Raw genomic sequence first — 24,707 nt, 5'->3', positions numbered from 1 at the left:
GGGGAATCAAGTCTTCTAGTCGTGGTGAACCGGGCCGCGAGGACGCAGGCCGTACATGCCGCCGTCGACCGCGAGCGCGGTGCCGGTGGTCGAGGCGGAGAGGGGACTGGCGAGGTAGACGATGGCGTTCGCGACCTCGTCGGCGGTGACCAGCCGGCCCATCGGCTGGCGCGCCGCGAGGGCCGCGCGTTCGGCCGCCGGGTCATCGGCGGCGTCGAGCAGCCGGCCCACCCAGGGGGTGTCCGCCGTTCCGGGGCACACGCAGTTGACGCGGATCCGGTCGGGCAGGTGGTCGGTCGCCATGGCCAGGGTCAGCGAGAGCACCGCACCCTTGGTGGCCGAGTAGAGCGCGCGGTTGGGCAGGCCGGCCCAGGCCGCGATGGAGCACGTGTTGACGATCGCCGCGGACGGCGAGTTCCTGAGGTGCGGCACCGCGGCGCGGGCGAGCCGGACCATGCCGACGACGTTGACGTCGAACACGCGGTGCCATTCGTCGTCGCCGTTGGCCGTGACATCGCCCTGCGCGCCGATCCCGGCGTTGTTGACCAGGATGTCGAGGCGCCCGAAGCGTTCCACGACGGCGTCGATTGCTTCTCGGACTTCGTCATCGGAAGAGACGTCGCAGCGGAAGCCGTCATCGCCCGGCTTCAGGTCGAGGACTGCCACCTGTGCGCCGCGTTCGGCCAGCAATGTCGCAGCCGCCTTGCCGATCCCCGAGGCGCCTCCGGTGACGGCGGCCACCAGGCCCTCGAATTCACTCACTTGCGGTCTCCGTCCACTCGGGACCGTCCGGGAACCGGAAGCGGCGCAGCGTCGCGTCGTGCATGCGCGCGGAGAACCCGGGGGCGGTCGGGGCGAGGTACCGGCCGTGCTCGACGACGGCCGGGTCGGTGAAGTGCTCGTGCAGGTGGTCGACCCACTCGATGGACCGGTCCGCGTCGGTGCCGGACACCGCCACGAAGTCGAACATCGACAGGTGACGCACGAGCTCGCAGAGGCCGACGCCGCCGGCGTGCGGGCACACCGGCACGCCGAACTTCGCCGCCAGCAGCAGGATCGCCAGGTTCTCGTTGAACCCGCCGACGCGGGCCGCGTCCAGCTGCAGCACCGAAATCGCGTTCGCCTGCAGCAGCTGCTTGAAGACCACGCGGTTCTGGACGTGCTCGCCGGTGGCGATCTTGATCGGCGCGAGGGCCTTCGCGATCGCCGCGTGCCCGAGGATGTCGTCCGGCGAGGTCGGCTCTTCGATCCAGTACGGGTCGAACGGCGCCAGCGCGGTCATCCAGGTGACCGCGGCCGAGACGTCCCAGCGCTGGTTGGCGTCGACGGCGATCCGGACGTCCGGGCCGACGGTCTCGCGGGCGAGCTTCATCCGCCGGACGTCGTCCTCGAGGTTGCCGCCGACCTTGAGCTTGATCATCTCGAAGCCGTCGGCGACGGCTTGTTCGGCCAGCCGGACGAGCTTCGCGTCCGCGTACCCGAGCCAGCCGGGTGACGTGCTGTAGGCGCGGTAGCCGTTCGCTTCGAGCTGCTTTGTGCGTTCGGCGCGGCCGGGTTCCGCCCGGCGGAGGATCTCCAGGGCTTCAGTCTCGGTGAGGGCGTCCGAGAGGTAGCGGAAGTCGACCAGGCTGACGAGTTCTTCGGGGGTCATGCGGGCCGCGAACTGCCAGACCGGAAGGCCGGCGCAGCGCGCGGCGAGGTCCCAGGCGGCGTTGACGACCGCGCCGACCGCCATGTGCGCCACGCCCTTTTCCGGGCCCAGCCAGCGGAACTGCGAGTCGCCGACGAGGGTGCGCGAAAGGTCGCCAAGCGCGGCCGCGTCCTCCGGGATCTCCCGGCCGACGACGTGCGGCGCGAGCGCGCGGATGGCGGCGGCCTGGACGTCGTTGCCGCGGCCGATGGTGAACGCGAGCCCGTAGCCGTCCGGGCCGCCGTCGGCGTGCAGCACGACGTAGGCGGCGGAGTAGTCCGGGTCCGGGTTCATGGCGTCCGAGCCGTCCAGCTCCCGGGAGGTGGGGAACCGGACGTCCAGCACCTCCATGCCGATGATCTTCGCCATGGTCAGGCCTGCCTCGCGGTCTGGCGCTGCCGTCCGAGGCCGTCGATCTCCAGCTCGATGACGTCGCCGTCGCGCAGGTAGGGCTTGGGGTCGGGCTGCCCGAGGGCGACGCCTTCGGGAGTGCCGGTGTTGATGAGGTCGCCGGGCCGCAGCACCATCACCTGGCTCAGGTGGTGGATGATCTCGGCGACGGTGAAGATCATGTCCTTGGTGGTCGAGTCCTGCTTCTTCTCGCCGTTGATCCACAGCCGCAGGCCGAGGTCCTGCGGGTCGGGCACCTCGCTCGCCGGGACCAGGGCCGGGCCGAGCGGGTTGAAGTTCTCGCAGGACTTGCCCTTGTCCCACTGGGCGGTGCGGAACTGCAGCTCACGCTCGGAGACGTCGTTCGAGACGACGTACCCGGCGACGTACCCGAGAGCTTCGTCGACGCTGTCGAGGTAGCGGGCGGTCTTGCCGATGACGACGCCGAGCTCGACCTCCCAGTCGGTGCTGACCGACCCGCGCGGGATGAGGACGTCGTCGCCGGGGCCGACCACGACGTCCGGCGCCTTCATGAAGACGACGGGTTCGGTGGGCGGCGTCGCGCCGGTCTCCTCGGCGTGGCGGCGGTAGTTCATGCCGATGCAGACGACCTTGCCGGGCTGGGTGATGGGCGCGCCGACGCGCAGGCCGGTTTCCGACGACTTCGGCAGCTCCCCGGCAGCGAGCGCGGCGGCCGCGCGCGCGACCCCGTCCGCGGCGAGGAAGCCACCGTCGATGTCGGCGGTCAGCCCGCCCAGCTCGTAGGTCGTGCCGTCGTCGGCACGCGCGAACGGACGCTCACTTCCCGGCTCCCCGAGGCGCACTAGCTGCACTGATATTCCCTTCGCCCACACCGACCAGACATCCGATGTATATCGCAGTCGTGACCGCCAATCCAGAGTCTTCGCCGAATCGGGCGTAAATTGATCGGATCAGTACCGGTTCACCGCGCGGGTGACCACGGGGTGTCACCGATCACAGCCGGAATAGCCCCGGCTACTCCGTCGCTGGTCCGGATCAGGGACAGGAGGACGCGGGTGACCACCACGGCGGAACGTACCGCGCCGGGCAGGCGGGCGCGGCTGAAGTTCGTCCTGGTCCTGGGTGGGCTCACGGCCTTCGGGCCGCTGTCGATCGACATGTACCTGCCCGCGCTGCCGCGGATGGCGCAGGACCTGCACGCCGCGGACGCCACGGTCCAGCTGACACTCAGCGCGTTCATCGTGGGACTGGCGCTGGGCCAGCTCGTGCTGGGTCCGCTGTCGGACTCGCTGGGACGCCGCCGGCCGTTGCTGGCGGGGCTCGCGTTGTACGTCGTGGGTTCGGTGCTGTGCGCGGTCAGCCCCGACGCCTGGTTGCTGGTCGCCGCACGGCTCGTGCAGTCCCTGGGCGCGGCCGCGGGCATCGTGATCGCCCGGGCGACGGTGCGCGACCTGTTCTCCGGCACGGCGATGACGAAGTTCTTCTCGACGTTGATGCTGGTCAGCGGCCTGGCCCCGATCCTGGCCCCGCTGCTCGGCGGCCAGCTGCTGAACTGGACGTCCTGGCGCGGGGTGTTCGTCGTGCTGACGGCGTTCGGGGCGTTGCTGCTGGCCGTGGTGGCCTTCTTCCTGCCGGAGCCTTCTCCGGTTCGCTCACCCCTGCGGCTCGGCCAGGTGATGCGCACGTACGCGCGCCTGGCGCTGGACCGGTCGTTCGCGGGCTACGCGCTGGCGTCGGGACTGCTGTTCGCGTCGATGTTCGCCTACATCTCGGGGTCGTCGTTCGCGCTGCAGGGCGTGTACGGGCTCAGCCCGCAGGCGTACAGCGTGGTGTTCGGGGTCAACGGCGTCGGCATCGTGCTGGCGGGCCAGCTCAACGGCCGTCTGGCCGGCCGGGTGCCCGAGCGCGTTCTGCTGCTTTCCGGCCTGCTGCTGGGTGTGTTCGGCGGGGCTTCGGTCTTGGTTTCGGTGTTGTTCCGGGCTCCGTTGGTCGTGCTGCTGGTGTCGTTGTTCCTGCTGGTGTCGAGCATCGGCCTGGTGATGCCGAACGCGAGCTCCCTGGCGCTGGCGTCGCACGCGCGGTCCGCCGGGGCGGCATCGGCGTTGCTGGGAGTGCTGCAGTTCGTGGTGGGCGCGGTGGCAACGCCGTTGGTCGGCCTCGGCGGCCCGGGAACGGCGCTGCCGATGGCGGCGACCATGGCGGGGTTCGCGGTGTTGGCGTTGGCGGCTTTCCTGGTCCTGGCGCGGGAAGTCACGCCAGCGACGCCAGATCCGCCGTCTTGAGCTGTTCCGCGGTCACCGTCGCGCGACCGTCCACCAAGGCCCCGAGGGCATCCCCGTCGTCCCACATGTTCACGTTCATCGCCGCCGCCACCCGGCCTTCGCGCAGCCAGAACGCCGTGAACTCCCGGGACGCCAGGTCGCCGCGGACGACCAGCTCGTCCGATGCCGGGTCCGCCAGGCCGCGGTATTCGCAGCCCAGCTCGTACTGGTCGGTGAAGAAGTACGGCGAGGCGAGGAACGGTTCGTTCTCCCCCAGCAGGTTCCGCGCCACGTGCGCGCCCTGGTCCTTCGCGTTCGCCCAGTGCTCCACGCGGATACGCCGTCCGTAGCGCGGGTGGAAGTGGGCCGCGATGTCGCCGACCGCGTATACGTCCGGGGCCGCCGTGCGCAGGCTCGCGTCCACCGCCACCCCGCCGTCGTCCGACAGCTCCAGGCCCGCCGCGTGGGCCAGCTCCACCCGGGGTGCCGCGCCGACCGCGACCAGGACCACGTCCGCCGTCAGCTCCTCTCCCCCGGCGAGACGGACTCCGCGGACGCCGTCCGGGCCGCCCGTGATCTCCGCGACCTGCTCGCCCAGGCGCCAGTGGACGCCCTTTTCCGCGTGCAGGTCCCGGAACACCCCGCCGACCGTCTCGCCGACGACGTTGGCCAGCGGCACCCGCACCGGGTCGACGACCGTCACGTCCGCGTCGTGCGTCCGTGCCGCCGCGGCCGCTTCGGAGCCGATCCAGCCCGCGCCGACGATCACCACCCGCTCCGCCGCGGTGAACGCCGACCGCAGCTTGAGCGCGTCGTCGAGAGTGCGCAGCGTGTAGAGCCCGGGGAGGTCGCCGCCGGGGACCGGCAACGTCCGCGGCCGGGAACCGGTCGCCAGCACCAGCCGGTCGAACCGGTGCTCGCCGCCCGCGTCGTCGAGCACCAGCCGCGCGCCCAGTTCGATCCGGGTGGCCGTGACGCCCGGGGTGAACCGGATGTTGTGCTCGCCGTAGTACTTCTCCTCGTGGACCCAGTCGGGCTCGTCGGTGTTGCCCAGCAGCACGCCCTTCGACAGCGGTGGCAGCTCGTACGGGCGGCGCGGATCGGAGCCCATCAGCAGGACTTCGCCGGGGTAGCCGCGTTCGCGCAGAGCGGCGGCGGCGGACGCCCCGCCCAGGCCCGCACCGACGACGACGATCTTCCGCGGCTCCGCCATCCCAGACGACATCCCAAACCTCCCACGACGACGAGTCGGTGCGGACGGTACTCCCGAACCGGCCGCGCCACGACCGGGAGATACGCCGGAAATCCGCGAAGCGCAAGAGAAAACCCGCGAGTAGGCAGATCGGGTGAACGCGCGTCATAGCGCCGCCGGGCGCCGCTCCCACCCTCGCACGAAGCACGACCACGACAAGGGAATCGGAGGGCGGCGACCATGAGTCGGGGCGAGTGGTCGATCGGCTGCCGGGATCTGGCCGGCAGGCGCAGGGACGTGACGGTGTTCGTCAGCAACGACAAGGTGGTGCTGGTCGCGCCGCCGGGCGAAGCGGCCGTGCTGGGCCCGCTCGACGTCGGACGGCTGCGGGCCGCCCTGCGGGACGCCGTCGTCGCGACGGCCGATGAAGAAGAAAGCTGACAACTACCGTTCCTACTTTTCAGTAGGTTGGAGTCGGGCCCGACGGAAGGGACCGGCCATGACGACCTACTTCGTGACGGGCGCGACGGGATTCGTCGGGAAACGCCTGGTCGCCCGCCTGTTGCGGCGGCCGGAGACGTCCGCGGTGTCACCACCCAGGGCCTGCAGACCGACACCCCGCGCTTCTCCGCGTATCTGGCTTCGAAGGCGGCGCTGGAGGAGTTCGGGCTGACGGCCGGACGCGAGACGCTCTCGGACGGCGTCACGTTCACCTCGGTGCGGATGCCGCGGCTCGCCCGCTTCGCCGCGCACCTCGCCTACCGGGCGGTGCAGGAGTCCGCCCCGGAGACCCGCGGCCTGCCCCGCCCGCCCGCGCCGGCGCCGGTCGCGGCGGCGGTGACCCGCCTGTTCTGGCGCCGTCGTGCTTGATCGCCGCGAATTCCGCCGAAACACTGGCACTGGGCCAACGGTACTTCTACCCTCGCGCGAGTCCCGTACACCGCGTACGGGCGTGAACTGGGGAGTTCGGAATGCCGGAAACCACCACTGGGGAACAACGCGCCGTGGCCGAGGAAACGGCCGAGATCGGCACCGCCCGGCACACCTCCGGGTGACGACAAGTCCGTGAAGGCCACCTTCCGGAACTCTATGTTCCTCAAGGTGGCCTTCACGAACTTCGGGCGGGGCCGGTGGTGCGGTTCGCGCCGGTGACCGGTCCGGCCGCTACCATCGCTTCCCGGGTGTGATCGAGAGCGGAAAGGCGGACGGGGCGTGGACGTGGCGAGTCCTGCGCAGACCGCCACCGCGCCGGACCCGGCTCCCGCGAAACCGGTGAGGCCGCTGCTGCGCTGGAGCATGCACGCCTGCTGGGTGCTGCTGCTCGCGCTGGCCACCGAACTGCGCGTCGGCCGCTTCGGCTTCCACCCCTCCGACCAGGGGTTCATCCTCGCTCAGGCGTGGCGCGTGCTGCACGGCGAAGTCCCGCACGCCGACATCATCTCCGCCCGCCCGCTCGGGTCCGCCGTCCTGCACATCGCCGACTACGCGCTGCCGATGCCGCTGTTCTTCGGGTCGAGCTTCCTGGCCATGATCGAGATCATCGTGGCGACGATCGCGTTCGCCACGCTCGTCACGCGCCGCCGGGTGCTGGACTGGGGCCCGGGCATGACGGCGATGGTCGCGGCGGCGTCGCTCATCAACCTCAACGCCTTCCCGCTGATGGCCTGGCACACCATCGACGGCATCGCGCTGACCGCGTGCGGTGCCTGGGCGCTGGACGCCGGTTTGAGCGGCAGGTGCAGCGGCCACGCGCTCGCCCGCCGCGGCGGGCTGGTGCTGCTCGGCTGCGCGGTGCTCGTCAAGCAGAGCTTCGCGCCGGCCGCGGTGATCGGCGTCGTCTGGCTGCTGCTCCACCCGGCGACACGGGCGGGCACGCGACGCGCGCTGCGGCTGGTCCTCGACCTCCTCGCGCTGGCCGCGCCCGGGCTGGCGTACGTGACGTGGGTGAGCCTGGGCGGCGGCTTCGCCGAGATGGTCGAGCAGCTCACCGGCGGGTTGCCCGCCTACGGCGAACGGCTGCTCGGGCTGTGGCTCGACGATCCGGAGGCGCTGACCAGGCCGCCGGTGCGCGGACTGGGCTTCTTCGCCGCGATCGCCGTGGTGCTGCTGGCCGTCCGGCTGCCCGGTGACCGGCTCGGCGCGGCCGGGCGGGCGGCGTCGTGGGTGCTGGTGCTCGCCGGCGCGGCCGCGATCGTCTGGACCGTCGTCGACGGTGGGTTCACCGGCTCCACGCGCTGGGCGGACGTGCTGTGGTGGATCGTCGTGGTGAGCGTGCCGGTGAACGCGGCCGTGCGGCGGAAAGTGCCGTGGGCCGGGCTGCTGGTGCTCGCCACCGGCTTCATGATCAGCCTGTCGTGGGGCAACGACACGCCGACGCTGCTCACCGGCACGCTCGCGCTGACGTCGTTGCTGCTGCTCGGCCAGGTGGTGCCGCCGCGGCCCCGGCCGCCGCGGCGCTGGGTGACCGCGACGGCCGGACTGACCTTGGTGGCAGTCTGCGGCTGGGCCGTCGTGGCCCGCCACGACCAGGCGGCCTACCTCGACGTCGGCCACGACCGGCTGACCGAGGATCTCGGCGCGGTCACCCCGGCGATGTCCGGCATCCGCACGAACCCGTCGACGTTCACCTTCGTCCGGCAGATCCGCGACTGCCTGGACCGCTTCCCGGCCGCACGGACGGCGATCCTGCCGGACAGCCCGTTCGCCTACCCCGCGTTCGGCCTGCGCAACCCGTTCCCCCTCGAATGGCCGCTGCCGCTGGAGATCGTCGGCGACGCGCCCGAGCGCATGCTCGCGACGGCGGACGAGCTGAACCGCGAAGGCGGCTACCTGGTCCTGTTCCAGACGGACTCGTACCGGATGCTCGCGACGGGCGGCCCGGTCCCGGAGTCGATCCCGGCCGACACACCGGTGTTCGACTTCTTGGGCCTGGAGAAGGCGATCCAGGCCCGGCTGACGGGCCGCGTCGTCACCTGCGGCAGCTTCGTCGGCAAGTACGCCCCCTGACTCAGGAAGCGCGTCCTGCCTCGGTGAGCGCGGCGAACGCCTCGATCAGGACCCGCGGGACGTCCTCGTCGGCCACGCCGGCGAGGAGCTCGCCGAACTCGGCGCCCTCGGCCCCCACCTCGGCGCTGCGGGGGAACATGGCCTCCTCGTACCCTGCGAGCGCGGCTTCGACGTCGCCGCGGTGCGCGGCGAGGGCCAGGCCGAGTTCGGCGCCGTCGAGCATGGCCAGGTTGGCGCCTTCGCCGTTGGCCGGCATGACATGGGCCGCGTCGCCGATCAGCGTCACCCCCGGCACCCGCTCCCACCGGTGCCCGATCGGCAAGGTGTAGAGCGGTCGCAGGACGGGCGCGGTGTCGCCCTCGGTGATGAGCGCGGTGAGTTCCGGGGCCCAGCCGTCGAACTCCGCCGCGACCCGGGCGGTGGCCGCGGCGGGATCGGTGAAGTCGATGGCGGCGAACCAGTCGAGCGACCGGGTGAGCGACACGTAGACGTGCAGCATGTCCCCGCTCTCCCGGTGGGCGTGGATTTCCTTGCCCGAGGCCGGCGCCATGAGCGAGCCGCCCCCGACCGTCTTGCCGGCCACGGGGTGGCGGGTGCCGGCGTCGAACAGGTAGATCTCGACGAAGGCTTCGCCGACGTATTCGGGTTTCGCCGCCGTCAGCAGGGGCCGGACCCGCGACCACGCGCCGTCCGCACCGACCAGCAGGCCGGTGACGACGGTGCCGCCGTCGGCGAAGGTCACCTCGTGCCGGCCGTCGCCGAGGGTCCGGGCACCGGTCACCTTGTGTCCCCAGTGGACAGTGCCGTCCGGGAGCGCGTCGAGCAGCATCCGCCGCAGGTCGCCGCGCTGCACCTCCGGGCGCCCGCCCGTGCCGTCGTCGGCTTTCTCGGCCAGCACGGTCCCGTCCCGGCCGAGGACCCGCATCGCCTGCCTGCCCTCCAGGACCAGGCCGCGGAACTCGTCCAACAGGCCGGCCGCCTCGACGGCGAGCTGGCCGTTGTAGTCGTGGATGTCGAGCATCCCGCCCTGCGTCCGCGCCTTCGGGGACGGCTCGGCTTCGTAGACCGTGGCCGGAATCCCGTGGACGTGCAGGACGCGGGCGAGGGTGAGGCCGCCGAGACCGGCGCCGATGATCGTGACTGGGGTGTGCATCCGTTGCTCCTTCGATCGCGTGACAACCGAAGGGTGGCGGCGGCTCCTGCCGCGAGCCGCACACGGCGCTGGTAGAGCGCCGGCGGCGGCTGTCAGTCGGCCACCAGGTCGTCCGGGCTTCCGCTCGCCAGCCCGGCCAGGACGTCGAGCGCCGCGGAGAGCGTTTCCACCGGCGGGGCCGACACCGCGATCCGCACGGCGTTCGGCGCGTGCCCCGGCAGCACCGCGAACGCCGCCGCCGGGGACAGGGCGATCCCGCGGCGCGCCGCGGCCGCGACGAACGTCTCCGCCCGCCACCGCTCCGGCAGCTCCCACCAGCGGTGGTACGACGCCGCGTCGCCGCGCAGTCCCGGCAGCTTCTCCGCGACCACCGACGCCCGCGCGGCCGCGTCACGGCGTTTGGCGGCTTCGACCTCCGCGAGGGTGCCGGTCACGATCCACTGCGTCGCCGCTTCGACGGCGAAACGCGACGCGGCCCAGCCGCCCGAACGCACCGACGACGCGAGCCGCGCGGTCCAAGCCGGTGGCGGCACGAGGAACCCCGCCGTCAGCCCGGGGGCGACCCGCTTGGACAGGCTGTCGACGAAGACTGTCCGCTCCGGCGCGTACGCGGCGAAGGGGCGGACGTCGTCCCGCAGGAACGTGTAGATGCCGTCCTCGATCACCGGCAGGTCCAGGCGGGCGACGACCTCGGCGAGCGCGGCGCGGCGTGCCGGGGGCATCGTCGTGCCGAGCGGGTTGTGCAGGGTCGGCTGGACGTACAGCGCGCGCACCGGCCCGGCCGCGGCCAGCGCCTCGGGCACCAGGCCGGACTCGTCCGTCTCGATCGGCACGAGTTCCACGGCGAGCCGCGCGGCCAGGGCCTTCACCACCGGGTACGTCAGCGACTCCACCGCGAGCCGCTCCCCCACCGGCACGAACGCGGCGATCGCGGCCGCGATGGCCTGCCTGCCGTTGCCGGTGAACAGGATCGCCGCCGGGTCCGGCCGCCAGCCGCCGCGGGCGAGCAGCGCGGCCACCGCCGTCCGGGCCACCGGGGTGCCCGCGGCGCCGATCGGGTGCAGGGCCGCGGTGAGGACGTCCTCGCGCAGCAACGGTTCCAGCGCGCGGGCCAGCCGCGCGGATTCCCCCGGCAGGACGGCGAAGTTGAGTTCGAGGTCGACGCGCGCGTCGCCGGGCTCGGCGAGAGCCGGTTCGGGCGGCCGCTTCGCGGCGCGGACGAACGTGCCGCGGCCGACTTCCCCGACGGCCAGACCGCGCCGGACGAGTTCGCCGTAGACGCGGGCGGCGGTGGAGTTCGCGACGCCGCGCTCCCGCGCGAACCGGCGCTGCGGCGGCAGCCGGTCGCCGGGCCGGAGACGGCCGGCCTCGATGTCGGCGGCAAGGGCGTCCGCGACGACGCGGTAGTCGTCCATGTCCACCTTCCGCCTTCGGTTCCGGTGAGCATGATCGCACCTCAGCGGGGTCGGCCTCATGCGCCCCGATGTGGCATTGGGTGCGTTTGGGCCGAGCCTCAAGCCGGGCGGGAAAGCCGGGCCGGGTCCAGGGCCGCCGCCAGCTCCGGGTCCGGCGCGCCTGTCACGAAGTCCGTCACCAGGCGCCCGGTCGCCGGGCCCGGCTAGATTGGGTTCGGAGGTGCCATGACCGACAAGACCTGGGCCGAAATCGACGACTACCTCAACAGCGCGTTGCTCGCCCCCGATCCGGTGCTCGACGACGCGCTCGCCGACTCGGCCGCCGCCGGGCTGCCGTCGATCGCCGTCGCGCCCAACCAGGGCAAGCTGCTGCACCTGCTGGCCCGCATGGCGGGCGCGCGGACGATCCTCGAGATCGGCACGCTCGGCGGGTACAGCACGATCTGGCTTGCTCGCGCGCTCCCGCCCGGCGGCAAGCTGGTGACCTGCGAATACGATCCGAAGCACGCCGAAGTCGCGAAGGCGAACCTGGCGCGGGCGGGGTTCGGCGATGACGTCGCCGACATCCGCGTCGGCGCCGCACTGGACACGCTCCCGGCGCTGTCCGGGCCGTTCGACTTCGTGTTCATCGACGCCGACAAGGTCAACCTCGCGAACTACGTGCGCGCCGCGCTGGAGCTGGCGCGGCCGGGCACGACGATCGTGGTCGACAACGTCGTCCGCCAAGGCCACGTGACGGACGCCGGCAGCACCGACCCGAACGTCCGGGGCGCGCGGGAGATGTTCGACCTGCTCGCCGCCGAGCCGCGGCTGGACGCGACGGCCGTGCAGACCGTGGGCGCCAAGGGGCACGACGGGTTCGTGCTGGCCCTGGTGCGCTGACCGCTCACCGCCGCCCCACCGGTGGGCGGCCGGCGGCCAGTGGCCGGACCGGCAGCCCCCGGTGGGCGGCGACCATGAACCCGCGCCAGATGTCGGCCGGGACGACGTCGCCGGTCAGCTTCGCGCCGCCTGCGTCCTTCAGCAGCCGGTCGTCGTCGGAGCCGGCCCAGACCGCCGTGACCAGCTGCGGGGTGTAGCCGACGGCCCAGGCGTCCTGGTTGTCCGGGCCGATGCCGTGCTCGGCCTCGCCGGTGCGCAGCGCCGCCGGGCGGCCGTCCGGGAGGACGCTGTCCAGCGTGCCGGTGACGTCGGCGGCGACGCGGCGGCTCAGGTCGCCGTCTTCGCCGAACGCCGGCTGCGCGGTGTCCGGGTGTTCCCAGACGACCTCGCCGCTCTGGTTCCGCACCTTCGCCACCAGATGCGGGGTGGCGCGGCGGCCGTCCGCGGCGAAGGTCCCGTACGCGCCCATCACGTCCAGCGGCCGCAGCGCGTACCGGCCGGCCGCGATGCCCGCACCGATCAGGAAGCCGTCCTTCTCCCGCAGGGTCGGCACGCCGTCCACGGTTTCCGGGATGCCGGCCTGCCGCGCGGTTTCGCTCAGCGCGTCCGGGCCGACCTTTTTCGCCATCGCGATGAACGGGGTGATCGCGTGCGACACCATCGCCTTGCGCGGGGTGCACTTCGGGCCGCAGACGTCCGGGTACTGGAAGTTCTCGCCGAGGAACTCCACCTTCGCCGGGGACGGGATCGGCTGGTCCGGGCCGTAGCCCTGGCGCAGGGCCGCGGCGAGGGTGAACGGGGAGAACGCCGAGCCGAGCGCGTGCGGCGTGCCCGCGTAGTCGCGGACGCCCTGGTCACCGCCGTAGTAGGCGCGGACGGCGCCGGTCTTCGGGTCGGCCGCGACGAGAGCGCCGCGGAACTCCTTCGGCTCGCGCTTCAGCCTGTCCAGCAACGCCTTCCTCGCGACGTCCTGCATCCCGCGGTCCAGGGTCGTCTCGACCGTCATGGTGCCCTGCTGGAGCCGGGCGAGCGGGAAGCCGTCCTGGTCGAGCTCGGCCAGGACCTGCTGCTTGACGTGGAATTCGTCGTAGGTGACGCGGCCCGCGCGGGTCTCCGACGGCGGCTGGATCTCGGTGCCGGGGTAGGCCATCGGTTCGCCGCCCTTCACGTATCCGCGGACGGCGAGCTTGTCGCGGACGTACTGCCAGCGCCGCGAAGCGTGGATGTCGCCGGAGGCGGCCGGGTCGTGCACCGACGGCGACTGGATCATCCCGGCGAGGAAGGCGGCTTCGCTCCAGGTGATCGAATCGTCGAGCTTCTTGCCGAAATACGCGTTCATCGCCGCGGGCCCGAACGTGCCGCGGCCGAAGGAGATGATGTTGACGTAGCTTTCGAAGATCTGTTCCTTGCTTTGTTCCTGGGTGATCTTCGTGGCCAGCACCAGCTCGGCGAATTTGCGCCCGAGCGTCGCGTCGGCGTCTCCGGTGGACTTCTTGATGTACTGCTGGGTGATCCCCGAGCCGCCGCCGACCCCGGTGAGGAACGCGCGGCCGATGCCGGTGGGGTCGAAGCCCTGGTTGTCCCAGAACGTGGGGTCCTCGGTGGCGATGATCGCGTCCCGCAGCTTCGCGGGCACCTTCGAGTAGGGCACGAACAGCCGGTCGCCGTCCGCGGGAAGCACCTTGAGCAGCTCGGATCCGTCCGAGTACTGCAGGATGACGGTCTTGTCGAGCCCGGCCAGGACGTCCTGCGGGCTGCGGACGTCGAGCACGAGGTAGGCGACCCAGAAAGCGATCAGCGGAACGCCGACGAGCGTGCCGGCCGTCCAGCCCGCGACGCGGCGAAAGCGCCGCCGACGGCGGCGGCGCGAGGTGTCCGGCTTTCGGTCTTCTTCCTCCGGCGCAATGGTCACGAATGAGTGACGGCCGGACGGGTGAAAAGGTTCTGTGGAGAATTGACGAGGTTGTTCGAATCCTGTGAAGAGGCCGGCGCGCCGTCGTCAGGCCAGGAACGCGCGCAGCAGCGAGGCCGTGCCTTCGATGTGCTCCGCCATCGCCTGCCGGGCGGCGGGCGCGTCGCCGGCGAGGATCGCGTCGACGATCGCCTCGTGCTGGGTGTTCGAATGGCCGAGGTTGGGCGGGAGCAGCGGGATCCGGTCGAGCAGCTGGTTGACGCGCGAGCGGGCGTCGGCCATCGCCGTGGTCAGCGAGCCGGACGCGGTCACCTCGGCGATGGCCAGGTGCAGCCGGGAGTCCTTGCGGCGGTAGTCGTCGAGGTCGGCGCTCGCGGCCTCGGCGAGCGTGCCGGTGAGGTGCTGCCGGTCGGCCGGGCTGAGCGATCGCGCGGCGGCCATCTCCGCGGCGCCCGTCTCGAGGACGTAGCGCAGGCTCAGCGCGTCCTCCAGCGCGACGGAGTCGACCTTGCCGCCGGGTGACCGCTCGGGCCCGGGCAGGCTTTCGTTCACGAACGTGCCGCCGTACCGACCCCGCCGTGACTCCACGTAACCGGCATCGGAGAGCGCGCGAATGGCTTCGCGCAACGTGACCCGGCTGACGCCGAGCCGCTCGGCGAGCTCGCGCTCCGAGGGCAGCCGCTCCCCCGCGCCGACCACGCCGAGCCGGATCGCCTGCAGCAGCCGCTCGACGGTTTCCTCGAAGGCGTTGCCCGTCCGGACCGGCCGGAACAGCGCTTCACCGGCATTCACCACCGAGGTCGACTCCATCCCGCGAGTCTAGGCCGAGTTCCGGGGGTGCCGGTCACCCTGTGTTCGCCGCACGGAAAACCAGTGGCAGACAACGACCACACTCGGCGACGATGGGACCACGACACCGAACATCGACGCAGGGGGCGATCCGGTGCACTTCTTGATGGCCGAGGACCTGGTCCACGAGCGCGAGACCGAACTCCACCACGGCGTGCGCAACCGGCCGCCGGGCCGGGCGAATCCTCGCCGCCGCACGGGCAGCAGACGGCAACAGCTGGGCTGGACCCTGGTGGAGGTCGGCCTGAGGCTGGCGACCGAACCGGAGGAGCCCGGCGTCAGCACTCGATGACGTTCACCGCCAGGCCGCCGCGGGCGGTCTCCTTGTACTTCACGCTCATGTCCGCGCCCGTCTCGCGCATCGTCTTGATCGCCTTGTCCAGGGTCACCACGTGGCTCCCGTCGCCGCGCATGGCCATCCTTGCCGCGTGGATGGCCTTCGACGCGCCGACCGCGTTGCGCTCGATGCACGGGATCTGGACCAGGCCGCCGACCGGGTCGCACGTCAGGCCGAGGTGGTGTTCCACGCCGATCTCCGCCGCGTTCTCCACCTGGGCCGGGGTGCCGCCGAGGACTTCGGTCAGGGCCGCCGCCGCCATCGCCGAGGCCGAGCCGACCTCGCCCTGGCAGCCGACCTCGGCGCCGGAGATCGAGCCCGTCTGCTTGAGGATCGAGCCGATCGCGCCCGCGGTGAGCAGGAACGTCACGATGCCGTCGTCCGACGAGTGCCGGATGAACCGCTGGTAGTAGTGCAGCACGGCGGGGATGATGCCGGCGGCGCCGTTGGTCGGGGCCGTCACCACTCGGCCGCCCGCGGCGTTCTCCTCGTTGACCGCCAGCGCGTACAGGCTGACCCAGTCCATCGCGTACAGCGGGTCGTCCGCGCCGTCCTCGGCCAGGAGCTTCTCGTGCAGCGCCTTCGCGCGTCGCGGCACCTTCAGGCCGCCCGGCAGGACTCCTTCGTGCGAGCAGCCGTTGCGGACACACTCGGCCATGACCGCCCAGATCGCCAGGAGCCCGTCGCGGACCTCCTCACGCGAACGCCACGACAGCTCGTTCGCCATCATGATCTCGCTGATCGGCAGCCCCGTCGACGCGCAGTGCCCGAGCAGGTCGGCGCCCGTGCGGAACGGGTACGGCACCGGCGTCGCGTCCTCGACGAACACCGCGTCCGTCTCGTACGACTCGTCGCGGACGAAACCGCCGCCGACCGAGTAGTACGTCCGCTCCCGCAGCAGTCCACCGGCCGCGTCGAACGCGCGGAAGATCATGCCGTTCGGGTGTGCCGGCAACGACTTGCGCCGGTGCATCGTGAGGTCGGTGTCCTCGGTGAACGCGATCTCGTTTGTGCCGGCCAGAAGCAGTCGCCCGGACTCACGGATCTGGGCGATGCGCACCGGCACGGTGTCGGTGTCGATCTCTTCGGGACGCGAACCCGAAAGTCCGAGCAGGACGGCTTTGTCGCTGCCGTGGCCGAAGCCGGTCGCGCCGAGTGAACCGAACAGTTCGGCCTGGACCCGGGCGGTCGCGGCGAGATCGTCGCCGAGTCCGTCCACAAAGGTCCGTGCCGCCCGCATCGGCCCGACGGTGTGGGAGCTCGACGGGCCGATGCCGATGGAAAACAGGTCGAAGACGCTGATCGCCATTGATCCGCCCCTTCCTATCGCGCCAGCAGGGAGCTGGCTTCTTGCGCGGCCGGGCCCTGGTCGGCGAGGTGCTGCAGGTTCTCCGGCAGCTCCTCCCCACGGTAGCCCTTGGTCTGCGCGTAGAGCCGTCCCGCGCGGTACGACGACCGCACCAGCGGCCCCGCCATCACGCCCGCGAAGCCCATCGCCTCAGCAGCCTGAGAATGCACGACGAACTCCTCCGGCTTCACCCAGCGGTCCACCGGGTGGTGCCGCGGTGACGGTCGCAGGTACTGCGTGATCGTCAAGATCTCGCACCCCGCATCCACCAGATCCTGCATCGCCGGCGCCACCTCGTCGGGCGTCTCACCCATACCCAGAATGAGGTTCGACTTCGTGACCAGGCCGAACTCACGCGCCTTGGTGATGACCTCGAGCGACCGCGCGTAGCGGAAGCCGGGACGGATCCGCTTGAAGATCCGCGGCACCGTTTCCACGTTGTGGGCAAGGACTTCCGGCCGCGACCCGAAGACCTCGGCCAGCTGCGCCGGGTCCGCGTTGAAGTCCGGAATCAGCAGTTCCACGCCGGTACCGGGGTTCAAGTCGTGGATCTGCCGGACGGTCTCGGCGTACAGCCACGCGCCACCATCAGCCAAGTCATCCCGAGCCACGCCCGTGACCGTCGAATACCGCAGCCCCATGGCCTGAACGGACTCCGCGACCTTCCGCGGCTCCGAAGTGTCCAACGCAGCGGGCTTACCCGTATCGATCTGGCAGAAATCGCACCGGCGGGTGCACTGGTCACCGCCGATCAGGAACGTGGCCTCACGGTCTTCCCAGCATTCGTAAATGTTGGGACAACCGGCTTCTTCGCACACCGTGTGGAGTCCTTCGCGGCGCACGAGACCCTTGAGCTCGGTGAACTCCGGCCCCATCCGCACCCGCGTCTTGATCCACGACGGCTTCTTCTCGATCGGCGTCTCACTGTTGCGAACCTCGAGACGCAACAGCTTCCGGCCCTCGGGCTGCGCGCTCATCGCGACAGGCCCGCGTACAACGGGTGCTTCGCCGCGAGGGTCTCGACGCGGTCGCGGAGCTTGGAACGCACCGCGTCGTCGAAGCCCGGCTTCAGGGCTTCCGCGATGATGTCGGCGACCTCGGCGAAGTCGTCCGCGCCGAAGCCGCGGGTCGCCAGCGCCGGGGTGCCGATCCGCAGGCCGGAGGTGACCATCGGCGGGCGCGGGTCGAACGGGACGGCGTTGCGGTTGACCGTGATGCCGACCTCGTGCAGCCGGTCCTCGGCCTGCTGACCGTCCAGAGTGGACTGAACGAGGTCGACCAGGACGAGGTGGACGTCGGTGCCGCCGGTCAGCACGCGCACCCCCGCCGCGGCACAGTCCGCCTGCGACAGCCGCGCGGCGATGATCCGCGAGCCCTCCAGGGTGCGCTGCTGGCGCTCGCGGAACTCGTCGCTCGCGGCGATCTTCAGCGCGACGGCCTTGGCCGCGATGACGTGCTCCAGCGGCCCGCCCTGCTGGCCGGGGAACACCGCCGAGTTGATCTTCTTCGCGAGTTCCTCGCGGCAGAGAATGAGTCCGCCGCGCGGGCCGCCGAGGGTCTTGTGCGTGGTCGTGGTGACGATGTCGGCGTGCGGCACCGGCGACGGGTGCAGCCCGGCCGCGACCAGCCCGGCGAAGTGCGCCATGTCCACCATCAGGCGGGCGTCGACGAGGTCCGCGATGCGGCGGAACTCGGCGAAGTCCAGCTGACGCGGGTACGCCGACCAGCCGGCGATGATCAGCTTCGGCCGGTGCTCGACCGCCAGCCGCTCGATCTCGGCCAGGTCGACGATCCCGGTCTCTTTGTCGACGTGGTAGGCGACGACGTTGTACAGCTTGCCCGAGAAATTGATCTTCATCCCGTGCGTCAGGTGGCCGCCGTGCGCCAGGTCGAGGCCGAGGATCGTGTCGCCCGGCTTGAGCACCGCGAACATCGCGGCCGCGTTGGCCTGCGCGCCCGAGTGCGGCTGGACGTTGGCGTGCTCGGCGCCGAACAGGGCCTTCGCGCGGTCGATGGCGAGCTGCTCGACGACGTCGACGTGCTCGCAGCCGCCGTAGTAGCGGCGGCCCGGGTAGCCCTCGGCGTACTTGTTGGTCAGCACCGAGCCCTGCGCCTCGAGCACGCCCACCGGGGCGAAGTTCTCGGACGCGATCATCTCCAGGGTGGACTGCTGGCGGGTCAGCTCGTCGGCGACGGCCGCGGCGACCTCGGGGTCGACTTCGGACAGAGGCGAGTCGAAGGTCGTCATCAGTTCTCCTGGGTGAGCGCGGCGTACGCGGCGGCGTGGAGCAGTTCGGGCACGTCGCCGGTCAGACGCACCTTCAGGAGCCATCCTTCGGTGTACGGGTCGGAGTTGATGACCTCGGGGGTGTCCGATGTGGTGCCGTTCACCTCGACGACCTCGCCGGAGACCGGCGCGTACAGCTCGCTGACCGACTTGGTCGACTCGACCTCGCCGAACACCTCGCCCGCGGTGATGGTCGAGCCGGCCTCGGGCAGCTGGACGAACACGATGTCACCGAGCGACTCCGCGGCGAACGCCGTGATGCCGACGGTGGCGATGCCGTCCTCGACCTTCAGCCACTCGTGTTCCTTCGTGTACTGCAGGTTCTCGGGGATGCTCACAGGGGAAGTCCTTTACGCGCGGGAGTAGAAGGGCAGGGCGACGACCTCGACGGGCTCGATCCGGCCGCGGATGTCGACGGACAGCTCGGTACCGGGCTCGGCGTACGCCCGATCGACGTACGCCATGGCGATCGGGTAACCCAGCGTGGGCGACAGCGCGCCGCTGGTGACCTCGCCGATCTCCTTGCCGTCCGCCAGGACGGTGTAGCCGTGCCGGGGAGCGCGACGGCCCGCGCCCCGCAAGCCGACCCGCACCCGCTGGACGTCTTCCTTGGACCGCTCTTCCAGCGCCGCACGGCCGACGAAGTCGCCCGGCTTCTCGAACTTGACGACCCGCCCGAGCCCCGCCTCGAACGGGCTCTGGTCAAGCGTGAGTTCGTTGCCGTACAACGGCATCCCGGCTTCCAGCCGCAGCGTGTCGCGGCAGGCGAGACCCGCCGCGACAAAGCCGTGCGGCTCGCCCGCTTCCATGAGCAGACGCCACAACGCCGGCGCCGCGTCGGCGTCGACGAACAGCTCGAAGCCGTCCTCGCCGGTGTAGCCGGTGCGGGCGAGCAGGACGTCGTGGCCCTTCACGGACGCCGGGACGCTGGCGTAGTACTTCAGGGCCGCCAGATCGGCGTCGGTGACGGCAGCGAGGATCGCCGCGGCGTTCGGGCCCTGGACGGCGATCAGCGCGGTGGTCTCGGACCGGTCGTCCACGACGGCGTCGAAGCCCGCGACGCGCTCGGCGAGGGCGTCCGCGACGACCTTCGCGTTGCCCGCGTTCGCCACCACCAGGTAGTGCTCGTCGGCCAGGCGGTAGACGACCAGGTCGTCCAGGACACCGCCGTCGGCGTCGCAGATCATCGTGTAGCGCGCCCGGCCCGGCTTGACCCCGGTGAGGTTGCCGACCAGCGCGAAGTCCAGGACGTCGGCCGCCTGCTTGCCGGTGACGTGGATCTCGGCCATGTGCGAGAGGTCGAACAGCCCGGCCGCCTCGCGGACGGCCTTGTGCTCGGCCAGCTCGCTGGCGTAGCGGACCGGCATCGACCAGCCGGCGAAGTCGGTGAACAGCGCACCGAGTCCCTTGTGGACTCCGTGCAGGGAGGTTTCCTTGGACATCTCAGCCTTCGTACGCGTTCAGGGGCGGGCAGGAGCACACGAGGTTACGGTCGCCGCGGGCGCCGTCGATGCGACGCACCGGGGGCCAGTATTTGTTCTTCCGCGAAACACCCGCCGGGTACACGGCCAGCTCGCGGTCGTAGCGCTTGTCCCACTCCCCGACCAGCGTCTCCGCGGTGTGCGGGGCGCCCCGCAACGGCGACTCCTCCGCGCTCCAATGGTTCGCTGCAACATGGTCGATCTCGGCGCGAATCGCGATCATCGCGGCGATGAACCGGTCGATCTCGCCCAGGTCTTCCGACTCGGTCGGCTCGACCATCAGCGTGCCCGCGACCGGGAACGACATCGTCGGCGCGTGGAAGCCGTAGTCGATGAGCCGCTTGGCGACGTCGTCGACCGTCACGCCGGTCTCCTTGGTGATCTGCCGCAGGTCGAGGATGCACTCGTGCGCCACCAGGCCGTCCTGGCCCGTGTAGAGCACCGGGTAGTGCGGGGCCAGCCGCGAGGCGACGTAGTTCGCGGCCAGCACGGCGACCTTCGTGGCCGCGGTCAGGCCGGGCGCGCCCATCATCCGGACGTAGGCCCAGGAGATCGGCAGGATCGACGCCGAGCCGTAGGGCGCGCCGCTGATCGGGCCGACGCCGGTCTCGGGCCCGGCCGCGGCCAGCAGCGGGTGGTTCGGCAGGTAGGGCGCGAGGTGCGCGCGCACCGCGACCGGGCCGACACCGGGACCGCCGCCGCCGTGCGGGATGCAGAACGTCTTGTGCAGGTTCAGGTGCGAGACGTCGCCGCCGAACTCGCCCGGCTTGGCCAGGCCGAGCAGGGCGTTGAGGTTCGCGCCGTCGACGTACACCTGGCCGCCGCCGTCGTGGACGATCTTGGCCAGCTCGTCGATGTCGTGCTCGTACACGCCGTGCGTGGACGGGTACGTCACCATGATCGCCGCCAGCGTGTCGCGGTGGTCGTCCACTTTGGACTTCAGGTCGTCGAGGTCGACGTTGCCTTCGCCGGTGCACTTGACCACGACGACGCGCATCCCGGCGAGCACCGCGGACGCGGCGTTCGTGCCGTGCGCGGACGACGGGATCAGGCAGACGTCCCGGCCCTCGTCGCCGTTGGCGCGGTGATACGCGCGGATGGCCAGGAGCCCGGCGAGTTCGCCCTGGCTGCCCGCGTTGGGCTGCAGCGACACCTTGTCGTAACCGGTGACCTCGGCCAGCCACTCCGCGAGCTGCCCCACGAGCGTGTGGTAGCCCGAAGCGTCTTCGGCCGGCGCGAACGGGTGGATGCCGGCGAACTCGCGCCAGCTGATCGGCTCCATCTCGGTGGTGGCGTTGAGCTTCATCGTGCAGGAGCCGAGCGGGATCATGCCGCGGTCGAGCGCGTAGTCCTGGTCGGACAGACGGCGCAGGTAGCGCAGCATCGCCGTCTCGGAGCGGTGGGTACCGAAGACCTCGTGGCCCATGAAGCCGCTCTCGCGGGCCAGGCCGTTCGGCAGCGCGACGCCGTCGGTGACCTCGTCCTCGACACCGAACGCGCGCAGGACCTTCGCGGTGATCGCCGGGGTGCTGACCTCGTCGAAGGCGACGCGCACGTGGTCGGCGTCGACGTGACCGAGGTTGATCCCGGCTTCGCGGGCGGCCGCGTGGACCTCGGCGGCCTGGCCGGGCACGTGCGCGACGACGGTGTCGAAGAAGGACTCGTGGACGACCTCGACGCCGGTCTTGCGCAGCGCGTCGGCGAAGCCCGCGGCGAGGCCGTGGACGCGCTGGGCGATCTTCTTCAGGCCGTCGGGACCGTGGTAGACCGCGTACATCGCGGCGAGCACGGCCGGGAGGACCTGCGCGGTGCAGATGTTGGACGTCGCCTTCTCGCGGCGGATGTGCTGCTCACGCGTCTGCAGCGCCAGCCGATAGGCCGGGTTGCCGTCGGCGTCGACCGAAACGCCGACCAGGCGCCCGGGCAGCGACCGCTCGAGCCCGGCCCGGACGGCCATGTACCCGGCGTGCGGACCGCCGTAGCCGAGCGGGACGCCGAAGCGCTGGGTGGACCCCGCGGCGACGTCGGCGCCGAACTCGCCGGGCGAGGTGATCAGCGTCAGCGCGAGGAGGTCGGCGGCGACGGTGTACAACGCGCCCGCGGCCTTCGCCGACTCCGAAATCGCCTGGTAGAAACCGCGGCCACGCAGCACACCGGACGCGCCGGGGTACTGGACGACGACGCCGAAGAACTCGTCCGGCAGGCCGGTCAGCAGGTCGCGGACCTCGACCTCGATGCCCAGGGCTTCGACGCGCGTCCGCACCACGGCGATGGTCTGCGGCAGGCACTCGGCGTCGAGCACGACCTTGTTCGACTTCGACTTGGACGCGCGGCGCATCAGCGTGACGGCCTCGGCGACGGCGGTCGACTCGTCGAGCAGGGACGCGTTCGCGGTGGCCAGGCCGGTCAGGTCGGCGACCATGGTCTGGAAGTTGAGGAGCGCTTCGAGCCGTCCCTGGGAGATTTCCGGCTGGTAGGGCGTGTACGCCGTGTACCAGGCCGGGTTCTCGAGGACGTTGCGGCGGATGACGCCGGGCGTCACGGTGTCGGAGTAGCCGAGGCCGATCATCTGCGTCATCGGGCGGTTGCGCGCGGCGAGGGCACGCAGCTCCGCGGTGGCCTCCTCTTCGGACGCGGCGGGCGGGAGCCGCAGGTCACGGGTGGCGCGGATGGCGCTCGGCACGGCGGCGCCGACGAGGGCGTCCAGGCTGCCGTAACCGCACTCGGCCAGCATCTTCGCGCGTTCGGCCTCGGACGGGCCGATGTGGCGGGCGTCGAACTGCGTAGAAGTGATCGGGAGCTCCTCGGGCCGGGCACCGGGCACAACGGTGCGCTGGGAACTCCCCCTCTGTCATGGCACCTGAGAGTTTCACCGCGCTGCTGGGAGAAGACACAGTGCGGCTTTCACCTTGGGTGAGACGCGGGTGCGCCTGCTTTCCAGAGTGGCCTCGCGCGAAGCGGTAGCGGGTACCTGAGAGATTCCGGGGAGTTTGCTCCTTCGGTGCCCCACCACGTTCGTGAGGGCTCTCCCGCCTCGGCTCGACGGCCCGATCTGCAGTTGTGCGGGCTACGGTACCCGCCGCTTCCGAGGTCCGTCCACCTCACCCGGCCAACACCACACCCCCCTCGACCGGCTCTCGACCCTGCTCCGGACGTCATGAACGACTCGTTCATGACGCCGGACGACAGGAAAGGGTCGTTCATGACGTTCCGGCGACCCGGCGGACGACCTGGCCGGCCAGCGGCGGTGGGCGGCGGACCCGGCCGGAGGGCAGGACCAGGCGTTTCAACGGGCCGCCCAGAGGCACCGGCGGGTGCCCCGCGCCCAGCAGGACCTGCTCGACGATCTGCTCCGCGTGCCACGCCACCGAGTCGTTGAGCCGGTCCAGCGAAGGACGGTCGCCGTCGAAGACGTCCTCGTCGGCGAGCGTCACTTCGTAGTACGCGCAGCCTGGCGGGAGCCCGGCCGAGACCGCCTCCTCGATCGCGCGTGCGCCGGCCAAGGCGTCGGCGAACCCCGCTTCGAGCAGCGCCTCGCGGTAGATCCGCGCCGCGCGGGCGCGCATGCGGGGCCCGTAGCGGACCACGACCGGGAGCCGCCCGGTCAGGTCGGGCACGGCCAGGCCGTGCAGCAGCATGATCGGCGGGACCGAGTGCACCAGCCGCGGCGCGGGCTCGGCCAGCTCCCGCGCGGTGATCCGGACCCGGTCGGCCATCGCGTCGGGGAGGCCGAAGTAGCGGAAGTCGACGTTGCCGAACCCGAGGCCGTCGGCGACCAGCGACGCCAGCAGCTCGCCGTATCCCCAGATCGGCGACAGCACCACCACCGGCGGTGCGGCAACGATCGGCGAAGGCGACGGCGGCCGCGTCGCCTCCTGCTCGGGCACCTGGATCACCAGCCGGGGCGGCTCGTGCCAGTCGTGCACCTCGGCGACCCGCCAGTACAGCCCCAGCGGCCGCCACAGCTCGCCGAGGACATCGTGCTCGATGATGCGGCGCACCTCGGCGTCGTCGTAGGGCAGGTCCCGCGGCGCCACGATCCCGACGTAGTGGTGGTAGGTGATGCGGATCTCGTCGCCGCGGGTGGCCGACCGGATCCGGATCTCCCAGTCGATCGGCGACGCGGCGATGGCGTTCGCCACCTGCGTGCCGGGCGAGGAGTAGACCAGCACGGTGGCCTGGCGGAGGAACTGCCCGGCCTGGTCGATGCCCTCCCGCAGCGCCTTCGCCGCCTGCGCGACGTGCACCGGTGACGCCAGCGAGCCGGGCAGCACCCCGGCGACGCGCAGCAGCTCGGCCTCGCCGAGGCCGGTCACCTCGGCGAGCTGGGCCCAGTGGTCGAAGACGGTCACCTTCGGCGCGTGCCGGTGCTCGATCCAGCTGCGCAGCGTCGACGTCGGCACGCCGATGCGGCGCGCGGCCTCGTCGAGGGACAGCCCCCGCGCCCGGATGCCGGCCCGGACCGCTTCCGCCCACTCGTCGGCGCGCCAGTGCGTCACCTCACAAAGCTAACGAAACCGGC

General features: G+C 71.5%; 21 protein-coding genes, 1 pseudogene and 1 riboswitch. Of the genes and pseudogenes, 7 read left to right on the top strand and 15 right to left on the bottom strand.

Features of this window, described 5'->3' with window-relative positions:
• Positions 1-15: 15 nt before the first annotated feature.
• Genes A3CE_RS0132835 through A3CE_RS0132825 form a run of 3 tightly spaced genes read right to left on the bottom strand, consistent with a single transcriptional unit; the run spans position 16 to position 2,913 of the window.
• Positions 16-762: an SDR family NAD(P)-dependent oxidoreductase gene (locus A3CE_RS0132835; RefSeq protein WP_020644344.1), complete on the bottom strand. Its 747-nt coding sequence runs from the start codon at positions 760-762 to the stop codon at positions 16-18.
• Positions 755-2,059, bottom strand: a complete 1,305-nt coding sequence (locus tag A3CE_RS0132830) for an enolase C-terminal domain-like protein (protein WP_020644343.1) — start codon at positions 2,057-2,059, stop codon at positions 755-757. The genes A3CE_RS0132835 and A3CE_RS0132830 overlap by 8 nt, the downstream gene beginning before the upstream one ends.
• A 2-nt stretch (positions 2,060-2,061) precedes the next feature.
• Positions 2,062-2,913 carry a fumarylacetoacetate hydrolase family protein gene (locus A3CE_RS0132825; protein ID WP_026469101.1) on the bottom strand — a complete coding sequence of 284 codons (852 nt, stop codon included), beginning with the start codon at positions 2,911-2,913 and terminating at the stop codon, positions 2,062-2,064.
• A gap of 204 nt (positions 2,914-3,117) precedes the next feature.
• Here A3CE_RS0132825 and A3CE_RS51990 point away from each other — a divergent pair, with 204 nt between their 5' ends.
• Positions 3,118-4,344, top strand: a complete 1,227-nt coding sequence (locus A3CE_RS51990; RefSeq protein ID WP_020644341.1) for a multidrug effflux MFS transporter — start codon at positions 3,118-3,120, stop codon at positions 4,342-4,344.
• Here the strand turns inward: A3CE_RS51990 and A3CE_RS0132815 are convergent.
• Complete coding sequence (locus tag A3CE_RS0132815; protein WP_020644340.1) at positions 4,313-5,536, bottom strand: NAD(P)/FAD-dependent oxidoreductase; 1,224 nt, start codon at positions 5,534-5,536, stop codon at positions 4,313-4,315. The two genes, A3CE_RS51990 and A3CE_RS0132815, sit on opposite strands and share 32 nt — an antisense overlap.
• A gap of 219 nt (positions 5,537-5,755) precedes the next feature.
• Between A3CE_RS0132815 and A3CE_RS0132810 the strand changes: the two genes are divergently transcribed.
• From A3CE_RS0132810 to A3CE_RS0132795, 4 genes and pseudogenes are all read left to right on the top strand, one after another.
• Positions 5,756-5,956 carry a hypothetical protein gene (locus A3CE_RS0132810; protein WP_013223722.1) on the top strand — a complete coding sequence of 67 codons (201 nt, stop codon included), beginning with the start codon at positions 5,756-5,758 and terminating at the stop codon, positions 5,954-5,956.
• Positions 5,940-6,188, top strand: coding sequence for an SDR family oxidoreductase (locus A3CE_RS59960; RefSeq protein ID WP_125591773.1), 249 nt, complete (start codon positions 5,940-5,942; stop codon positions 6,186-6,188). Before A3CE_RS0132810 ends, A3CE_RS59960 begins: the two co-directional genes overlap by 17 nt.
• Positions 6,089-6,385: pseudogene (locus tag A3CE_RS0132805) on the top strand (SDR family oxidoreductase); the annotation flags it as partial. The gene A3CE_RS59960 and the pseudogene A3CE_RS0132805, both read left to right, overlap by 100 nt.
• A gap of 342 nt (positions 6,386-6,727) precedes the next feature.
• Positions 6,728-8,521 (top strand): hypothetical protein, encoded by a 1,794-nt coding sequence (locus A3CE_RS0132795; RefSeq protein ID WP_020644339.1) that lies wholly within the window; start codon positions 6,728-6,730, stop codon positions 8,519-8,521.
• A 1-nt stretch (position 8,522) separates the two neighbouring features.
• Here A3CE_RS0132795 and A3CE_RS55515 read toward each other — a convergent pair whose 3' ends face one another.
• Positions 8,523-9,674, bottom strand: a complete 1,152-nt coding sequence (locus tag A3CE_RS55515; RefSeq protein WP_020644338.1) for an FAD-dependent oxidoreductase — start codon at positions 9,672-9,674, stop codon at positions 8,523-8,525.
• 92 nt (positions 9,675-9,766) lie between these two features.
• Entirely contained in the window at positions 9,767-11,089 is a 1,323-nt protein-coding gene (locus A3CE_RS0132785; protein WP_020644337.1) for an aminotransferase-like domain-containing protein, read from the bottom strand.
• A 225-nt stretch (positions 11,090-11,314) separates the two neighbouring features.
• Here A3CE_RS0132785 and A3CE_RS0132780 point away from each other — a divergent pair, with 225 nt between their 5' ends.
• Positions 11,315-11,971: an O-methyltransferase gene (locus A3CE_RS0132780; RefSeq protein ID WP_020644336.1), complete on the top strand. Its 657-nt coding sequence runs from the start codon at positions 11,315-11,317 to the stop codon at positions 11,969-11,971.
• 4 nt (positions 11,972-11,975) lie between these two features.
• Here A3CE_RS0132780 and A3CE_RS55510 read toward each other — a convergent pair whose 3' ends face one another.
• Together A3CE_RS55510 and A3CE_RS0132770 are read right to left on the bottom strand one after the other, a co-directional pair.
• Complete coding sequence (locus A3CE_RS55510) at positions 11,976-13,883, bottom strand: transglycosylase domain-containing protein (protein WP_020644335.1); 1,908 nt, start codon at positions 13,881-13,883, stop codon at positions 11,976-11,978.
• A gap of 87 nt (positions 13,884-13,970) precedes the next feature.
• Complete coding sequence (locus A3CE_RS0132770) at positions 13,971-14,693, bottom strand: FadR/GntR family transcriptional regulator (protein ID WP_020644334.1); 723 nt, start codon at positions 14,691-14,693, stop codon at positions 13,971-13,973.
• A gap of 133 nt (positions 14,694-14,826) precedes the next feature.
• Between A3CE_RS0132770 and A3CE_RS0132765 the strand changes: the two genes are divergently transcribed.
• Complete coding sequence (locus A3CE_RS0132765) at positions 14,827-15,024, top strand: hypothetical protein (RefSeq protein WP_245589625.1); 198 nt, start codon at positions 14,827-14,829, stop codon at positions 15,022-15,024.
• Here the strand turns inward: A3CE_RS0132765 and A3CE_RS0132760 are convergent.
• The 7 genes from A3CE_RS0132760 to A3CE_RS0132730 all read right to left on the bottom strand — a co-directional run bounded on the left by A3CE_RS0132760 (position 15,011) and on the right by A3CE_RS0132730 (position 24,684).
• Positions 15,011-16,378 carry an L-serine ammonia-lyase gene (locus A3CE_RS0132760; RefSeq protein WP_020644332.1) on the bottom strand — a complete coding sequence of 456 codons (1,368 nt, stop codon included), beginning with the start codon at positions 16,376-16,378 and terminating at the stop codon, positions 15,011-15,013. The genes A3CE_RS0132765 and A3CE_RS0132760 overlap by 14 nt on opposite strands.
• Positions 16,379-16,392: 14 nt before the next feature.
• Complete coding sequence (gene lipA, locus A3CE_RS0132755) at positions 16,393-17,394, bottom strand: lipoyl synthase (protein ID WP_020644331.1); 1,002 nt, start codon at positions 17,392-17,394, stop codon at positions 16,393-16,395.
• Entirely contained in the window at positions 17,391-18,665 is a 1,275-nt protein-coding gene (locus A3CE_RS0132750; RefSeq protein ID WP_020644330.1) for a serine hydroxymethyltransferase, read from the bottom strand. Before A3CE_RS0132750 ends, lipA begins: the two co-directional genes overlap by 4 nt.
• Positions 18,665-19,042 (bottom strand): glycine cleavage system protein GcvH, encoded by a 378-nt coding sequence (gene gcvH, locus A3CE_RS0132745; RefSeq protein WP_020644329.1) that lies wholly within the window; start codon positions 19,040-19,042, stop codon positions 18,665-18,667. Before gcvH ends, A3CE_RS0132750 begins: the two co-directional genes overlap by 1 nt.
• A 12-nt stretch (positions 19,043-19,054) precedes the next feature.
• Positions 19,055-20,146, bottom strand: a complete 1,092-nt coding sequence (gene gcvT / locus A3CE_RS0132740) for a glycine cleavage system aminomethyltransferase GcvT (RefSeq protein ID WP_020644328.1) — start codon at positions 20,144-20,146, stop codon at positions 19,055-19,057.
• Position 20,147: 1 nt separating this feature from the next.
• Positions 20,148-22,979, bottom strand: coding sequence for an aminomethyl-transferring glycine dehydrogenase (gene gcvP, locus A3CE_RS0132735; protein ID WP_026469098.1), 2,832 nt, complete (start codon positions 22,977-22,979; stop codon positions 20,148-20,150).
• A 154-nt stretch (positions 22,980-23,133) separates the two neighbouring features.
• Positions 23,134-23,227, bottom strand: a riboswitch (glycine riboswitch).
• A gap of 158 nt (positions 23,228-23,385) precedes the next feature.
• Positions 23,386-24,684: a helix-turn-helix domain-containing protein gene (locus A3CE_RS0132730; protein ID WP_020644326.1), complete on the bottom strand. Its 1,299-nt coding sequence runs from the start codon at positions 24,682-24,684 to the stop codon at positions 23,386-23,388.
• Positions 24,685-24,707 lie beyond the last annotated feature (23 nt).

The organism is Amycolatopsis balhimycina FH 1894 (assembly GCF_000384295.1).
Classification (GTDB): Bacteria; Actinomycetota; Actinomycetes; order Mycobacteriales; family Pseudonocardiaceae; genus Amycolatopsis; species Amycolatopsis balhimycina.
The sequence above is the reverse complement of the archived record's forward strand: the minus strand, read 5'-3'. Positions and strand labels throughout refer to the sequence as shown.

What these genes read in the sequence shown, in the direction of transcription:
- A3CE_RS0132830 (WP_020644343.1), bottom strand. Translation starts at nt 2,059, where the DNA reads ATGGCGAAGATCATCGGCATGGAGGTGCTGGACGTCCGGTTCCCCACC.
- A3CE_RS0132815 (WP_020644340.1), bottom strand. Translation starts at nt 5,536, where the DNA reads ATGGCGGAGCCGCGGAAGATCGTCGTCGTCGGTGCGGGCCTGGGCGGG.
- A3CE_RS0132810 (WP_013223722.1), top strand. Translation starts at nt 5,756, where the DNA reads ATGAGTCGGGGCGAGTGGTCGATCGGCTGCCGGGATCTGGCCGGCAGG.
- A3CE_RS59960 (WP_125591773.1), top strand. Translation starts at nt 5,940, where the DNA reads ATGAAGAAGAAAGCTGACAACTACCGTTCCTACTTTTCAGTAGGTTGG.
- A3CE_RS55515 (WP_020644338.1), bottom strand. Translation starts at nt 9,674, where the DNA reads ATGCACACCCCAGTCACGATCATCGGCGCCGGTCTCGGCGGCCTCACC.
- A3CE_RS0132785 (WP_020644337.1), bottom strand. Translation starts at nt 11,089, where the DNA reads ATGGACGACTACCGCGTCGTCGCGGACGCCCTTGCCGCCGACATCGAG.
- A3CE_RS0132780 (WP_020644336.1), top strand. Translation starts at nt 11,315, where the DNA reads ATGACCGACAAGACCTGGGCCGAAATCGACGACTACCTCAACAGCGCG.
- A3CE_RS0132770 (WP_020644334.1), bottom strand. Translation starts at nt 14,693, where the DNA reads ATGGAGTCGACCTCGGTGGTGAATGCCGGTGAAGCGCTGTTCCGGCCG.
- A3CE_RS0132760 (WP_020644332.1), bottom strand. Translation starts at nt 16,378, where the DNA reads ATGGCGATCAGCGTCTTCGACCTGTTTTCCATCGGCATCGGCCCGTCG.
- lipA (WP_020644331.1), bottom strand. Translation starts at nt 17,394, where the DNA reads ATGAGCGCGCAGCCCGAGGGCCGGAAGCTGTTGCGTCTCGAGGTTCGC.
- A3CE_RS0132750 (WP_020644330.1), bottom strand. Translation starts at nt 18,665, where the DNA reads ATGACGACCTTCGACTCGCCTCTGTCCGAAGTCGACCCCGAGGTCGCC.
- gcvT (WP_020644328.1), bottom strand. Translation starts at nt 20,146, where the DNA reads ATGTCCAAGGAAACCTCCCTGCACGGAGTCCACAAGGGACTCGGTGCG.